We start from the raw sequence: 14,791 nt of genomic DNA, 5'->3' as shown, positions 1-14,791 counted from the left end.
TTGAGTGACCGTCAGGCCGTGCGGGGCTTGCGGCCGACGGTGGATATCTGGACCTGGCTGAGCCAGTTGTGGGACGGGTCGCCCATCTCGGTGATCGCCTCGGTGATGCGCTCCTGGGTCACCAGGCCGGCGGCGACGATCTGGGGGGCCATGAACTCCAGCCACAGCTGGTAGTGGCGGGCCTGTTCGGAGCCACCGCGCACCATGACCACGCGGCCCTCGGCGGTGACGTCCTCGAGGCCGGAGGCGAGCGCCAGTTCCAGGTCGACGTGGCCGCCGCGCGGGTCGTGGCCGGCTTCGCGCATCAGTCCGTAGCCGGCGGCGCGCACGTCCTGGAGGAAGTCCTCGCCGGACGCGGAGCGGAACAGGGTGGAGGAGTCGGTGTCCTCCAGGAACAGCAGGCCGCCGGGGCGCAGCGCGCGCACGAACTTGTCGATGACGGCCTGGCGGCCGGGCAGGTGCTGCACCAGCATCCGGGCGTGCACCAGGTCGAAGGAGTTCTCGGGGAGTTCGTCCTCGCGGATGTCGATCTCCCAGACGTCGAGGGTGCCCTTCTTCTGGTCCTCGAGCAGGCGCACGGTCTTCAGGTCGGCGGCGACCGCCCGGCCGGTGGGTCCGACCAGCTGGGCGAGGCGGCGGGCGGCCGCGCCGGAGCCGGCGCCGACCTCCAGGACGTGCCAGCCCTCGCTCACGCCGAGTTTGTCGAAGCGCTCGAAGGTTCCCGGGTCCCAGATGGCCTCGTTGGTGATCAGCCGCTCGGTCTCCTTGTCCCACGAGGAGTCGAAGACGTACTCCTGCGAGGCGTCGGCGCTCTGGACGGTTGTCGTCATGACAGGTGGCCCTCCGGGTCCTTAGGCGAAGAAGTCGCAGATGGTGTCGGCGATGCGCTCGACGTCGGCGTCGGTCAGGTGCGGCCAGATCGGGATGGCCAGGTTCGACCGGCTGGCCCAGCGCGCGTTCGGCCAGTCGGCACCCTCGGGGGCCCAGGCGTTGAAGGCGGGCTGCAGCGGCAGCGGCGTGGGGTAGTAGACGTGCGAGCCGATGCCGTGCTCGGTCAGGTAGGCGCGAAGGTCCTCGCGGCGGGACACCTGGATCGAATAGACGTAGAAGCAGCGGCCGTTGCGGCCGGCGGGCGGTGCCTTGACGCCTCGCTCGGCCAGCGGGGCGAACCGCTCGGTGTAGTAGTCCGCGATGGTGGCGCGGCGTTCCAGGCGGTCGGCGAGGGTGGGCAGCCGGTGCATCTGGAAGGCCGCGATGACCTCGTCGAAGCGGCTGTTGCGGCCGACGCGGTGGTGCAGGAAGCGGTTCACGCCGTCCTGGCCGTGGTTGCGCAGCATCCGTACGGCGCGGGCCAGTTCGGGGTCGTCGGTGAGGACGACGCCGCCCTCGCCGGCCGTGCCGAACGCCTTGACCTGGAAGAAGGAGAAGACGCCGAGGGTGCCCCAGCGGCCGGCCGGGACCCCGTCGAGTTCCGCGCCCTGGACGACGGCCGCGTCCTCGATCACCGCGATGTCGTGGCGCCGCGCGATCTCGTTGATCCGCGGCATGTCCGCCATGATGTTGAACAGGTGGGCGGGCAGTACCGCGCGGGTGCGCTCGGTGATCAGGGACTCCACCGAGTCCGGGTCGATGACCATCGTCCACGGGTCGACGTCGGCGAAGACGGGTGTGGCGCCCGCGTTGATGACGGACGAGGCGACCGGCTGGCAGCAGAACGCGGGGACGATGACCTCGTCGCCGGGCCCGATGTCCAGGGCGCCGACGGCCAGTTCCAGGCCGCCGGTGCCGCTGCCGCACGCCACGACGTCGTGGGCGCCGGTGGCTTTCTTGATCTCCTGCTCGAACTCGGCGGTGCGGCGGCCGAGGATGAAGCGCTGCTCGGGGTCGGTGCCCACGTCGAACATCGCCTTGAGCAACGCGTCGCGGTCCGCCTCGAAGAGGTCGGGCGGGAAGAAGGGCAGTGTCCTCACAGCTGGCTCCCCTGGAAGAAATCCCGGACGGCGTCGGCGACGAGGTCGAGCTGTGCCTCGGTCAGGTCCGGATAGAACGGCAGCGCCACGGCGTTGCGGCAGGCGGCTTCCGCGACCGGGAAGTCGCCCTCGCTGTAGCCGAGTTCGGCGAAGCAGGGCTGTACGTGCAGCGGGATCGGGTAGTACGTCTCGGTGCCGATGCCGCGTGCGGTCAGGTGGGCGACGAGTTCGTCGCGCCGCTCGACCTCGATCTCGTAGACGTAGAAGACCGGGGTGGTGGGGACCGCGCGCTCCACGACGGTGGGCACGCGCAGGACGCCCGGGATGTCCTTGAGGCGCTCGGTGTAGGCCTCGGCGAGCTGGGCGCGGCGGGCGATGTCCCGGTCCAGGTCGGTCAGTTTCGCCAGGAGGACGGCCGCCTGGATGTCGTCCATCTTGGAGTTGGTGCCCGAGGCGCCGGACAGGTTGGAGATGCCGGCGATGTGGTCGATGGTCTTGCCCATACGACCGTGGTGGCGCAGGATCCCGGCCCGCTCGGCGACTTCCTCGTCGTCGGTGAGGATCATGCCCGCGTCACCGATGGCGCCGAGGGTCTTGGTGGGGAAGAACGACAGGACGCCACCGCGCCCGAGGAGGCCGGCGTGCTTGCCGTTCCAGCGCATGCCGATCGACTCGGCGCTGTCCTCCAGGACGGTCACGCCGTGCGCGGCGGCGATCTCGCCGATCGCGTCCATGTCGGCGAGCTGGGTGAACAGATGGGCCGGCATGACGGCCTTCGTGCGTTCGGTCACCGCCCGGGCGAAGGACGCCGGGTCCATCGCGTACGTCACCGGGTCGACGTCGGCGAAGACCGGCGTGGCTCCGGCCAGGGCCACCGATGTGGCGGTCGCCGCGAAGGTGAAGGCGGGCACCACGACCTCGTCGCCGCGCTGCACCCCGGCCGCCCGCAGCAGGAGCACCAGGGCGTCGGTGCCGTTGTTCACGGCGATGGCGTGCCGGGCCCCGGTGTACTCGGCGATCGCGCGTTCCAGTTCCAGGACCTTGCGGCCGTGCGAGTACTTGCCGCGTTCCAGCACGTCCGAGGTGTGGGCCTCGATCTGCGGCCACAGCCGTTCGAAGGTGGCCGCCTGGGAGAAGAACGGCACCCCGGCCGCGGTCTGTGCGCCGGCCGGGGCCGGCGTCGCCACACTGTTCACGCTGCTCCTTCACGGATAGAGGGACCGCCGCGGTGCGCGGTGTCGGTCGGCACGGTCACGCCCGGTGCCGGGGCCTGGGCGGTGTGCGCCGTCCGACGGCACGACCGCGGGAGGGCAGCGGCGTCCGCGCTGCCGTCGGCCATGTCCCGCAGGACCGGGCTCGGCCGGTCGATGCGCAGGGGGAGGCGAGGGCCGCTCCCCCGCTTCGGGCGCATGCCGAGAGGGAGGTCGGCCTTGGCCGGTGCCCGGACGATGACGCTCACGGGCGTACGTCCAAAGGCTCGATCATGAACATGACCTTCCTGACGATGGGCAGGGACGCCTGAGTGGTGCGCCGCTCGGGTTGAGGGGTGCAGAACCGTGGTGCAGGAAACGGACCCTGCGCCGGTGAGTCTGGGCAGCGCGACCTGCGTATGGCTAAAGCCACGAGCGAGCGGCCGTTTCACCGGCCGGGGGAAGCCCGGGGCGGCGGGACGTGGGGCGGGCCCTGCTCGCAGCGGCGGCGGGCCCCGCCGGCAGCGGCAGGGACAAGGAATGCCTGCGGCGCAACTTGCTGCCATCGCCATCTACTTGGCCCGGGCGGGCGAAGTGGCGAGGCTGGTGCGCAGCCCGGTGGGGCCGCCCGCCTCCCGAGACACCACCGGACCCGTCGCCGGGCACCATCGGCCCGCCCTTACCGAGGAGCCGACCATGTCCCAGCACGCAGTCCTCGGCGCTCTGGACACCACCGCCGTCGCCCGGCGCCTGGTCCACAGCGAGCACCCGCACAGCGCCCCGGCCGGAGAACAGCGCTTCGTCCTGCGCGACGACATGCCGCTCGGGCACCCGCTGTTCAACGACACCCCGGGCCTGCACGACCCCCTGGTCTTCGTGGAGCTGGTCCGCCGGGCCGGCCTGCATGTCGGGCACCGTCATTTCGGGGTGCCGGTCGAACGGCCCGCGCTGTTCTACCGGTTCGCCCTGCGCCTGTCCGACCCCGCCGTGTGGCAGGACTCCGCCGAGGGCGCCCGGCTGGCTCTGGAGATGCGGGCCGAGCCGACCCGGACGGTGGCCGGTGTGCCGCGCAGTCTGCGGCTGGGCGGGACGTTGCGGCTGGAGGGCGCCGAAGCCTGCACCGGCTCGGCCGAACTCGTCTTCGTCACCCCGACGGTGGCCCGCAACCACCGTGCCACCAGCCGCCTCGGGGCTCTGGTCCGCACGCCCGCCGCCGACGGTCCGCGCCCCGGCACCCGGCCCGCCGCCCCCTCGCTGGTCGGCCGGTGCACCCCCGACAACGTGGTCGTCTCGGAGCCGGTGCGTCAGGCGTCGACGCTCACCACGACCGTCCTGGTCGACCCGTCCCACCCGGTCTTCTTCACGGAGGCCACCGACTCGGTGCCCGGCCTGCTGCTCGTGGAGGCCCTGCGCCAGAGCGCGTTGCTGGCCGTCGCCTCCGACGGGGCCGCGCCGTGCGCGACGGCCCTGACGTGGCTGTCGGTCCACCTGCGCGGCCACGCCGAACTGGACCTGCCCCTCACCTGCACCGCCCGCAGCGCGCCCGGCGGCATCGATGCCCTGGGCCGCCGCCTGACCCGGGTCCTGCTCACCCTGCGCCAGGCGGGACGGACCACCGCGCAGGCGGAGGCGGTGACGGCGGAGGCCGGATGAGTCGGCACTCGCGGCACGCCGCGCACGGTGGCGCGGGCGGCGACCACGGGCCCGACGGCTGCCGTCCGGCCGCCCGCCTGCGGATCGGCCCCGCATCCCGGGCCCCGGCCCGCCCCTGTCCGCCGACCGTACGAAGAGGTGCCAAGCCCTCATGACTGCCGGTACTGCCTTCTCCCCCGGGTCCGCCCTGGCCCTGGCCGGGCACGTAGCGCTGCCGGACGACCTCGACGGCCGGGCCGGCGGCGGGCTGCGGGCGTTCCTGCGGGACGCGCTCGACGGCGCACGGGGACCGTGCCCGCCGCTGGGCGAGGGCCGGCCCCTGCTGCTGTCGGGGACGTACGTGACCGATCCGCCGTTCTACGGCGACGGCGACATCGGCCATGTCGCGGCGTGCGGCGCGGTCAACGAACTGGCGGCCGCGGGCGCGCGGCCCCTCGGTCTGTCGGTGTCGGCGGTGGTCGAGGCGGGCCTGCCGCTGCGTCAGGTGCGCCGCGTGGCCGACTCGGTCCGCGACATCGCCGAGGCGGCCGGGGTGGTGGTCCTCGACGTGGACGCCCGTGTGGTGCGCGCGGGTGAGGCCGACCAGATCTATCTGCACACCGCCGGACTGGGAGTTCTCCCGGCCGGCGCCGAGCAGGAGACACCGCCGCGGGCGGGCGACCGCCTCCTGGTCAGCGCCCCGCTCGGCGGTTTCGGCGCCCATCTGCTCTCGGCCCGGGCAGGGCTCGGGCACGAGGGTGTGGTCTCCGCCGAGTGCGTACCGCTGGCCGGGCTGCTGGAGCAGGTGCGCGGCGCGGGAGCCGGCGGTGCGCTGCGGGCGGTGCGCGTCGTGGGCCGGGCCGGGCTGGCCGGTGCCCTGCACGCGTACGCGGCCGGTACGGGCCTGGGCCTGCGCGTCGAGGAGGTGGCGCTGCCGGTGCACTACGAGGTGCGTGTGGCCCTCGACGAGCTCGGCGTCGACCCCGTGCACGCGGCGACCGCGAGCTGTGTGTGCCTCGTCGTCGCCGCCGAGGCCTCGGACGACGTCCTGGCCGCGCTGCGCGCCCACCCGTACGGCCGTGATGCCGCCGTCGTCGGCGAGGTGACGCCGCCCGGCCGCCACCGGGTCGAGCTCGCACTCGCCGACGGACACACGATCCCCCTCGGGTCCGCGCCCGAGCCGCCCGCCCGGCTGGCCTGACCCGAGCAGGCCCGGGACCGGTTCCCGGGCCCGTAAGGTTGCCTGGCGACTGATTTCCATTCCGCGGGGGGTAAACGCAGGATGCCGGAAATATCCCTTTCTGACGCCGCTTTCGATGAGCTGGACGAAAGGGGGATAGCGGCGTACCGGGAAGCCGTCCACGCCGGTCGCTACGCGCCCGAGCACATCGCACAGGCGGTCGGCATCCCGCTCGAGCAGGCGGACACCATCGGTCGACAGCTGGTGCGCCTGTGCCTGTTGCGTCCGATGCCCGGCTCCCCCGACGTCCTCGTGCCGGTGAGCCCCGACGCGGCGGCCGCCAACCTGGTCGGGCCCGCCGAGGAGCAGATCCGCGAACTGCAGCAGTCCGTCTCGCGGACCCGCGACGGCCTGCTCGCCCTGCTGCCCGCCTACTTCGAGAGCCGCCGGCAGCGCAACCCGATGGAGTCCTTCGACATCATCAGCGACTACCTCGTCGTCGAAGCCCTCCTGAAGGACTGCGGGGACCGCTGCCGCACCGAGGTCCTCACCGTCCAGCCCGGCGGCCCGCGCCCCAACCACCTGCTGGAGAGCGCACGCAGCATCACCGCCGAACGCCTCGCCCGGGGCATCCGGGTCCAGCACATCTACCAGCACACCGTGCGCGGAGACCTCGCCAACACGGCGTACATACGCGATGTCACCGCGCTCGGCGCCGAGGTACGCACCACGGACCAACTGGTCGACCGAATGATCATCTACGACCGGGAGATCGTGTTCCTGCCCGAACAGGGCGTCGAGGGGCGCCCACCGGGAGCCATCGTGGTGCGCGAACCGACCCTGGTGGCGTTCCTGTGCAAGCTCTACGACCATCTGTGGTTGCAGGCCACCCCGTTCGAGCCCGACGCCGAGGAGCACGCCGACATCTCCGACGATGTGAAGTGGGCCATCGTCAAGCTGATGGCCCAGGGCTACAAGGACGAGATGGTGGCCCGCAGGCTCGGGATGTCGGTGCGCACCTGCCGCCGCCACATCTCGGAGATCATGGAGGAGTTGGACGCCACCAGCCGCTTCCAGGCCGGGGTGAACGCGGTGCTCTCCGGCCTGTTCCCCGGCTCCGACCCCTCGCCGCCCCCCTGACCGGAGGGCGGCCCGCGAGGGCGCCAACGGCGGCTCCCGGCAGGGAAGTTGCTGCCGCGGAAGTTGCTGCCGCGCAGCTTGCTGCCGCCGGTCCGCACTGGTGCCGGCCCCGTGTCACCGCCACCCTGAAACAGGCGGCATACAAGCCGCGGTCCGGCCCGAGGGCCCACTTCCGGGGCCGGATCGCGGCGCAACGCGACACGAGGCGGTGACGGCATGGACGGCATGAGCCACTCCGCGCTGGCCGACCCGCCCGCACCCGGCGGCGGCACCCGCAGCCTGGTCCACCGCCAGCGCTCCTGGGAGCCGTTCGGCCTGTCCGACGCGACCGCGGACCAGCGCCAGGACTTCGTGCTGACCGGGGAGCTCACCACCGGCCACCCGCTCGTCGCCGCCGGCCCCCACCGCTTCCACGACCTGCAGACGGCCGTCGAGATGGTCCGGGAGACCGGCGAGTTCATCGGGCAGACCCACTTCTCGGTGCCCGCCAACCGCACCGCCGTCTTCTACCGGGTCGCCGTCGCCACCCGGGACGTCTCCGCCTGGCGCGCCTCCGCGGACGCCCGGGAACGCCCCGCGCTGCTCACCAGCGAGCTGCGGGTGCGTCCCGACAAGGTCATCGACGGGGTGCCGCGCTCGCTCCGGTTCAGCACCGTGCTGAGCATCGACGACGTGCCGTGCGGCTCGGGCAGCGCCGACGTGGTGTTCCTGCCGCCGGTGGTGCACCGCAACCACCGCGTGCTCAGCCTCGCGACCGCACTGACCGCGCCCACCGGCGAGTCCGGCGCCGGCCGGCCGGCCGACCCCGTCGACGTGGGGCGCAGCCACCCGGAGACCGTCCTGGTGCACGGCCCCTTCGACCTCACGCACGGCCGGCTGTCGGCCACCGTGCGCATCCCCGACAGCTGGCCGCTGCCCGACGGCGCGGCCGAGGGCCACATGCCGGCCCTCGTCCAGCTCGAGGCGTTGCGCCAGACCGCGCTGCTCGCCGCCGGGCGCATGCACCAACTGGCCACCGACCGGTGCACGTTGGGCTCGTTGAAGGTCCACTTCCGCGGATACGCGGAGCCAGACATGGCGATGCGGTGCGCGGCGGTGGTCGGGCTGTGCGGACGGGATGCCGAGGGCCGCAGACTCAGCCCGGTCACCCTGACCCTGGCCCAGGGGGGACGGGCCGTGCTGGAGGCGGTCGTCACGGTGGTCGAGGACCTGTGAGCGGCCACTCCCCCACCCCGTCAGCCGACCGCGGCCAGTGCCCCGGTGATGGCCGTGACCGTCTCCGCGTCGAGCATCGTGGCGACATCGGTGTCCAGGGTGCGGCCCAGCCCGGTGTCGTGCACGGCCGCGCTCATCACGAAGGCGGCGCCGCCCGCGTCCACGGCGTAGGTACGGAAGGACCACTGGGCGCCGGTGCCCGCGCTGCCGTCCGGACGGTGGACCCGTACCGGCATCGTTTCGGGGCCGAAGCCGAACTCCGTGAAACGGAACGCCATGCCCTGCCCGATCGCCTTGCTGTAGGCCTCCTTCAGCGTCCACAGCCGCACCAGGCCGACATTGCGGTCCTCCTGCGGCAGCCGCTCCAGGTCCCTGCTCTCCTGCGGGGTGCAGATGCGCCGCTTCAGACTCGGGCGGTACAGGTGCCGGGCGGCAGGCTCGACATCCACCCCGATCAGCCCCCGGGTGGTCAGGCCGACCAGCAGCCGGTCGCCGGTGTGACTGAGGCTGATGTCGATCTGGTCGAAGCCGCGCAGCGAAGGACGGCCCGTCGGCCCGTACGTCAGCTCCAGGTCGGCGGAGCCGACCCCCAGCGCGGCGGCCGCCGCGCCCTTGAGCAGCCGGCGCGAGGCGGCGTAGCGGGCGCGCAGCTCCGCGTCGTCGAGAGAGAGGTAGCGCGGCAGGTCACGGCCCAGCACCTCGCGCAGCAGGCTCTCCTCGCCGGGCGGCAGCCGCCAGTCGGCGAGGCCGCCGTGCACCAGCGCGGTGCCATGGCGGCGCAGGTCGGCGCGGAGCAGCGACCAGTCGGCGCCGTCGGATGTCACGGCGATCGGCTCGTTCGGCAGCGGATGCGCCGAAGGGCCGGCCGGGGGGCCGGTTCCAGGGCGCGCGCGGTCCGCCGCGGCGCCGCTCTCGCGGACCGCGGCGCACAGGGGCGTGGCCAGGTTCATCGGTCAACTCCTCACTTCCGTCCGGCTCGTGACAGCGCCTGTCCGGGCAGGCCGTCAGCCGGCCAGCGGCATGTTGTAGAGGTCGAAGCCGTGCGGGTCACGGAACCTGGTCAGCACCTCCCGGTGCACTCGGGAAAGGCATTCCTCGGGCAGTTCGACGTCCCTGATGCCGAGGCGCCCGGCGATGCGGTGCAGGGCCGCCGCCGCCCAGGCGGGATCGGCGAGGAACGGGTCGCTGAGCGCGTCGCTGTGGCGCCACACCCCCAGCACCGCGGCCGCGGCCAGTACCAGGACGTACCGGTCGGTGAGCGCGAACCACGCCGGGCTGACGGTGCCGTGCGGGCCGGGCGCCTCCAGCGCGAGCACGCGGCGGCGCAGGTCCCGTAGTTCGTCGACCATCCGCTCGCCCAGGGTGCGCAGGACGCGCTGTACCGGATCGGCGCCGGGCAGCCCGGCCACGGCGGCCGGCAAGGAGGCGCTCAGGCTGTCGCGTCCGTCGGTCAGCGCGAGCCCGTCGTAGGCGAACGGCGGTAAGGGGGCGCCCGGCCGGAACATCGCCGCCGGTGCCTCCTCGTCCACGAACCACGAGCGGCGGGCCAGCCGCGGCAGTTGCGGCATGATCGTGGCCTGGCAGGCGGCGGTGCCCGCGTGTCCGAGGCTGACGATCGGCAGGTCGCGCAGATGCTTCTGGAAGACGCCGACCGGGCCCTCGCGGGTGTAGATCTGCGAGCCGAGCACGCCGGCCAGGTCGTGGAGGGTGTCCCTGAGGACCTTCGGCAGCAGCGACCTGACGGCCGCCGAGTACAGGCTGGTCTCGGCGGGCCGCAGGTGCAGCGCCCGGGTGGCGACCACCGCCAGGCTGTCGTAGAGCAGCAGGTCGATGAACGCGCGGGCGAGCGTCGCCGCCCTACTGCGCGGGTCCGGAGCCTTGTCGGCCCCCGGGCCCGGGTCCTGGCCGTGTCCGGCGAGGAGGGCGGTGCGCAGGCCGGTGTCGACGGCGGCGGCCGCCAAGGACGCCACCAGCGTGCGGCTCATCTGGAAGGAGAGCAGCGAGGTGGCCACCCCGCTGCCCACCGGTCCGAGCAGGGCGGCCTCGGGCACCGGGCAGTCGGTGAAACGGGCCCCGGTGCTGAAGTAGCCCCGCAGTCCCACCACATCGGCGCTCGGCCGGCGGGTGACCTCGAAACGGCCGCGCGGCAGCTCGTCCGGGGCCAGCATCAGCGCGGACAGACAGCCGCTGCCGTGTCCTTCGGCGGTACGCAGCACCAGGACGAGCGTGTCGGCCCGTTGAAGGTTGTTGACGACGGGCTTGCCCCCGGTCACCGACAGTCCGCCGGGCCGGGGGGTGCCACGTACCTGGCTGCGCACGAAGTCGTTGGTGTGGGCGGTCTCGTGCTGGGCGATGGCCGCCTTGGAGCCGTTCAGCAGCTGCCCGGCCAAGGTCCGCCGCTGAACGGCGGTTCCCCGCATCCACACATAGTTGGCGGCCACGAAGCTGGTCATGCCGTACCCCATGCCGAGGCCGACGTCACGGCGGAAGACCGCCCGCATCACCTGGAGCAGCGTCTCGGGCGAGTCGAAGCGGCCGCCCAGGGCGGTGGGCACGAACTCCTCGTTCATCCCGAAGGAGTCCAGCACCGCCTCGGCCGGGTCACAGATCACCGCGGCCCGGTCGGCGTCGAGCAGCGTCCGGTAACCCGAAGGGTTGGCGTCCTCGGCCGGATCGCCCAGCAGCGCCTCGATCCGGCGCACCCGCTCGCGCGCCGTCGCAGCCTGAGCCGGCGCCCCGCCCTCCGAGCGGCGGACCGGCTCCGTGATCGTGGACAACGAGCTCAAGTCGACCCCCCTCGGATGCGCCCCGGCACCGCACGCCGCACCGCACGGCGCTGCGCTCTCAGTCCGGATCGTGTCGAGACCGGCTAAAGAGACGCTTGTGAACACCGCACCCTCATCGGCGTTTCCGCAGGAAAAGGCCCTCGATCCGGAAGACTGGGTGTGCCTGTCCGAGTCACCGGGGATGCCTTGTCCCTACAGTGCACATGCCTCATGCCCTTGAGCGGCTGATCGCACGGCCAAGGGTCCGGCACGTCCCGTACCGACGGCAGAGAGCGGGGGTTCTCGTATGCGATTCAAGGTGCTGGGACCTCTGGAGGTGACCACCGCGGCCGACGCCCGGACCGTGACACCGCGCGCCGCCAAGGTGCGGGTGGTCCTCTCGACGCTGCTGGTGCGTCCCAACGAGGTCGTCTCCGTCGACGGGTTGATCGACGAGCTGTGGAACGAACAACCGCCGCGCACCGCGATGACCACGCTCCAGGTGTACATCTCCCAGCTGCGCAAGCTGCTCCAGGACGTGCAGCCGGATCTGGGCCGCGACGCCCTGCTCACCCGCGCTCCCGGCTATCTGCTGCGCGTGGACGCCGGCCAGCTGGACCTGGCCGTCTTCGAGGACCTGCACCGCCAGGGCCGCGAGGCGCTCGCGGAGGGCGACCACGCGACCGCCGCCGATCTCCAGCGGCAGGCGCTCGCCCTGTGGCGAGGGCCGCTGCTGTCGGACACCCCGCACGGCAGCTTGCTGAAGAGCATGTCCGTCCGGCTCACCGAGGCCCGCCTCGCCGCTCTCGAACAGCGGGTGCGCGCCGAACTCCAGCTGGGACGGCACCAGGAAGTCCTCGGCGAACTCCAGGCGTTGACCACCGAGCTGCCCCTGCACGAGGACTTCCACGCGCACCTGATGGTGGCGCTGTACCGCACCGGCAGGCAGGCGGACGCGCTGCGCACCTTCGGCGAGCTGCGGCGCACGCTGGTCCGGGAACTGGCCATCGAGCCGGGTCGGCGGCTCCAGCAGTTGCACAGCCGTATCCTGACCGGCGACCCGTCGCTGCTCGAGCCCGCGGCACAGCGGCAGCAGCGGCTCACCGCCGATCGGCAGCCCGCCGCGGCCCTCGCCGAGCCGACCCGCACCACACCTCTGAAGCCCGCTCGGTTCCCGTCCGCCGACCCGTTGTTCACGGGCCGGAAGAACCAACTGGAGCAGCTCACCAGGTGGCTGCGCGACCGGCCCGGCGGCTGCGTCCAGGTGACCGGACCGGCGGGCATGGGCAAGACCGCCCTCGCCGTGAGCGCGGCGCACCGCGTGGCGGAGCTGTTCCCCGACGGGCGGGTCCTGGTCGGGCTGCGCGACGAGACGGGGCATCCCCTGCCCGGAGCGCGGGTCCTGCACGCGGTGCTGCGTGCCCTCGGCGCCGACGGCCAGCAGCCGCGCTCCGCGGCCGCCCTGCGCGATGCCGTGCACCGGCTGACCGAGGGACGCCGCCTGCTGCTGGTCCTGGACGACGCGGTCGACACCGACCAGCTGAGCCCGCTGCTGCCGCTGCCTGCGGGCTGCGCGGCCCTGGTCACCTGCCGCCCCGTGCTGTCCGGCTTCGACGGCCCCGTCCTGCCGCTCGAGGAACTGTCGTCCGCTGACGCCCGCGAGCTGCTGCTCACGTCGTACAGCCGCCGACCCGCCCCGTACCCCGGCATCGACGCACCCTCCGAGAACAGCTCCGGCGACCGGCTCGGGGACACCGGGCACAACGGATACGACGGATACGCCGACGAGGGGCACGGCGACGCCACGGGCGAGCCGGGGACCGCGCCGGGAGAGAGCGACACGAGGGACGTCTGGGACCGGCTGGCCGATCAGTGCGGCCGGTTCCCGGGGGCACTGCGCGTCGTGGCCCAGCATCTGACGTTCCACCCGCACCACTCCCCCGCCGACATCGCCACCCGCCTGTCGGCCGCAGAGAGCCGCCCGGCCACGCTGCGCGCGCTCGACGAGGAGTACGGGCGATCGCTGTACGCCGCGTACGCGGCGGCGCCCGAGGACGTACGGCAGGCCGCCCGCCTGCTGAGCCTTCTGCCCTCGGGCCCGTTCACCACCACCGCGGCGGCTGTCGCTCTCGGCGTACCCGAGGAGAACGCGCGGCTCTCCGTGCAATCGCTGGTCACAGCAGGCCTGGTGGTCTCCTCCCCCGACGGCACCGCTCACCGTTTCCCCGAACTGCAACGGCTCACCGCCGGCGAGGCCCTCGGCGAGGAGCAGCCGGCCCTGGTGCGGGCCGCCCTCACCCGGCTCAGCGGGGCGGCCGCCGACCAGGCCGAGACGGCGCAGCACGCGGCCCGTGTGGAGGGTCTGCATCCCCTGGACTGGTTCGCACGGCGGCAGCGGGATCTGGTCGCCCTGCTCGACCAGGTCCACGACGCGGGCCTGTGGGCGCAGACCGTGCGGCTGGCCGACGCCATGACCGCCTTCTTGGAGGCACTGGCCGCCTGGGACGTCTGGGGACACACCCATACCCTGGCCTTGGACGCCGCCGGACAGCTGACGGACGAGGCGGCTCGGGCGCGTCTGCTGCGCTCACTGGGCGACCTGGCCTGGCAGCGCCAACGGCCCGACGAGGCACGCGAACTGTACGAGCGGGTACTGGCCAGCCCGGACGCCGTCAGCACCGAGCGCAGCCGTGCCCTGGCCGGGCTCGCCGATGTGCACCTGGGCGAAGGAGCCGGCACCGTCGCGGCCGGTCTCGTCACGCCGACCCTGCTCCGGACGCCCGGCGACACCCGCGGCTGCTTCGAGGCCCACCGGGTGCTCGGCCTGCACACGCTCGCCGCCGAGGGGCCTTCCGCGGCCGAGGGTCACTTCCGACAGTGCCTCGCCCTCGCCGGCACCCTGGGCGACCGCCGCCTGGAGACCTACGCACGCCGCTGGCTGGGCCGCCTGCGGGACGGGGCGGTCCACCCGGGCTGGACGGAGGTCCGGCCCGGCGTCTGGCGGGGAAGGCGTGAGTCCAGGGTTCAGGCGGAGGCCGGTGCCGGGGTGCGGTCGCCCCGCAGGTCTCAGGGGAGTTCGCCGCGCCGGGAGCTGCCGAGTCTGCGATAGGCGTGGGTGGGGTGCCGCTCCCCCGTCGCCGCGGCGGGCAGACAACGCAGGACGCCGTACGGGACATCCCGTACGGCGTCGGTCGTGTCTTGGGCCGACTCCTCCAACGGCGGGCTCTTGCCTCGGCGTTTCGGAGTCAGGCGGTCCCTACTGCCACTTCTCATCCGCGAAAGAGAGCACGGCGCTGCCTCCGTCCGCTACGACCGACGTCGAGGTGACCATGTCAACAGCAGCCTTTGCGGTCATCGCGTGCCCACCTTTCGGTGTGAGGGAAGTCGGGTACGAAGTTCATCTAACACCCGCGAACCGGGGTGCCCCCGAAACTTCAATCTGCCCAGGACCCGCTCTGTACGCCCTCTCAAGAGCCCGACGGAGCAGGCGAGTTCGAGCAGAGGTCCGCCCTCGACTATTACGTCGTAATAGGGGTCCGACCGCAGGGCGTTGACGGGATGCGGGCACCGCGACGAGCCCTCGCCGCGGATGCCGACCACGAGGGAAGCAATCCTCACCGGCCTGCACGAAGTCGTGGCCGCGGCCGACCTTATGTGGGGCGCCCCCTTGTTACCGGTCTGCCCCCATGAATTCGGCAA

11 protein-coding genes are annotated in these 14,791 nt (G+C 73.0%); 5 read left to right on the top strand and 6 right to left on the bottom strand.

Translation table 11 applies throughout. The features are described 5' to 3' along the window. Positions 1-11: 11 nt before the first annotated feature. From ACIOHP_RS38125 to ACIOHP_RS38110, 4 genes are read right to left on the bottom strand one after another with little or no spacing between them, the layout of a single operon-like run. Positions 12-830 (bottom strand): class I SAM-dependent methyltransferase, encoded by an 819-nt coding sequence (locus ACIOHP_RS38125; RefSeq protein ID WP_401894623.1) that lies wholly within the window; start codon positions 828-830, stop codon positions 12-14. A gap of 21 nt (positions 831-851) precedes the next feature. Next, a complete protein-coding gene (locus tag ACIOHP_RS38120; protein WP_307038301.1) occupies positions 852-1,970 on the bottom strand; it encodes a DegT/DnrJ/EryC1/StrS aminotransferase family protein in 1,119 nt (372 codons plus the stop codon). Then, the gene (locus tag ACIOHP_RS38115; protein WP_361494880.1) at positions 1,967-3,166 is read right to left on the bottom strand and encodes a DegT/DnrJ/EryC1/StrS family aminotransferase; all 1,200 of its coding nucleotides are present in this window, start codon (positions 3,164-3,166) and stop codon (positions 1,967-1,969) included. Before ACIOHP_RS38115 ends, ACIOHP_RS38120 begins: the two co-directional genes overlap by 4 nt. After that, a complete protein-coding gene (locus tag ACIOHP_RS38110; protein ID WP_361554623.1) occupies positions 3,163-3,429 on the bottom strand; it encodes a hypothetical protein in 267 nt (88 codons plus the stop codon). Before ACIOHP_RS38110 ends, ACIOHP_RS38115 begins: the two co-directional genes overlap by 4 nt. A gap of 427 nt (positions 3,430-3,856) precedes the next feature. Here ACIOHP_RS38110 and ACIOHP_RS38105 point away from each other — a divergent pair, with 427 nt between their 5' ends. From ACIOHP_RS38105 to ACIOHP_RS38090, 4 genes are all read left to right on the top strand, one after another. Further along, on the top strand, positions 3,857-4,813 hold the full coding sequence (locus ACIOHP_RS38105) for an AfsA-related hotdog domain-containing protein (protein WP_401894619.1): 957 nt from the start codon (positions 3,857-3,859) through the stop codon (positions 4,811-4,813). Between the two features lie 151 nt (positions 4,814-4,964). Further along, on the top strand, positions 4,965-5,993 hold the full coding sequence (locus ACIOHP_RS38100) for an AIR synthase-related protein (RefSeq protein ID WP_361554629.1): 1,029 nt from the start codon (positions 4,965-4,967) through the stop codon (positions 5,991-5,993). An 81-nt stretch (positions 5,994-6,074) separates the two neighbouring features. Beyond that, positions 6,075-7,112 (top strand): helix-turn-helix transcriptional regulator, encoded by a 1,038-nt coding sequence (locus tag ACIOHP_RS38095; protein ID WP_361554632.1) that lies wholly within the window; start codon positions 6,075-6,077, stop codon positions 7,110-7,112. Positions 7,113-7,328: 216 nt separating this feature from the next. Beyond that, on the top strand, positions 7,329-8,327 hold the full coding sequence (locus tag ACIOHP_RS38090) for an AfsA-related hotdog domain-containing protein (protein ID WP_401894616.1): 999 nt from the start codon (positions 7,329-7,331) through the stop codon (positions 8,325-8,327). Between the two features lie 20 nt (positions 8,328-8,347). Here the strand turns inward: ACIOHP_RS38090 and ACIOHP_RS38085 are convergent, their stop codons facing one another. Together ACIOHP_RS38085 and ACIOHP_RS38080 are read right to left on the bottom strand one after the other, a co-directional pair. Beyond that, complete coding sequence (locus ACIOHP_RS38085; RefSeq protein WP_401894613.1) at positions 8,348-9,277, bottom strand: 4'-phosphopantetheinyl transferase family protein; 930 nt, start codon at positions 9,275-9,277, stop codon at positions 8,348-8,350. A gap of 54 nt (positions 9,278-9,331) precedes the next feature. After that, a complete protein-coding gene (locus tag ACIOHP_RS38080) occupies positions 9,332-11,113 on the bottom strand; it encodes an acyl-CoA dehydrogenase (RefSeq protein ID WP_401894610.1) in 1,782 nt (593 codons plus the stop codon). A gap of 286 nt (positions 11,114-11,399) precedes the next feature. On the opposite strand from ACIOHP_RS38080, the gene ACIOHP_RS38075 reads away from it, so the two are divergent. Further along, a complete protein-coding gene (locus ACIOHP_RS38075) occupies positions 11,400-14,201 on the top strand; it encodes a BTAD domain-containing putative transcriptional regulator (RefSeq protein ID WP_401894608.1) in 2,802 nt (933 codons plus the stop codon). Positions 14,202-14,791 lie beyond the last annotated feature (590 nt).

This window comes from Streptomyces sp. NPDC087859, assembly GCF_044742595.1.
GTDB classification, from domain to species: Bacteria; Actinomycetota; Actinomycetes; order Streptomycetales; family Streptomycetaceae; genus Streptomyces; species Streptomyces canus_F.
The sequence above is the reverse complement of the archived record's forward strand: the minus strand, read 5'-3'. Positions and strand labels throughout refer to the sequence as shown.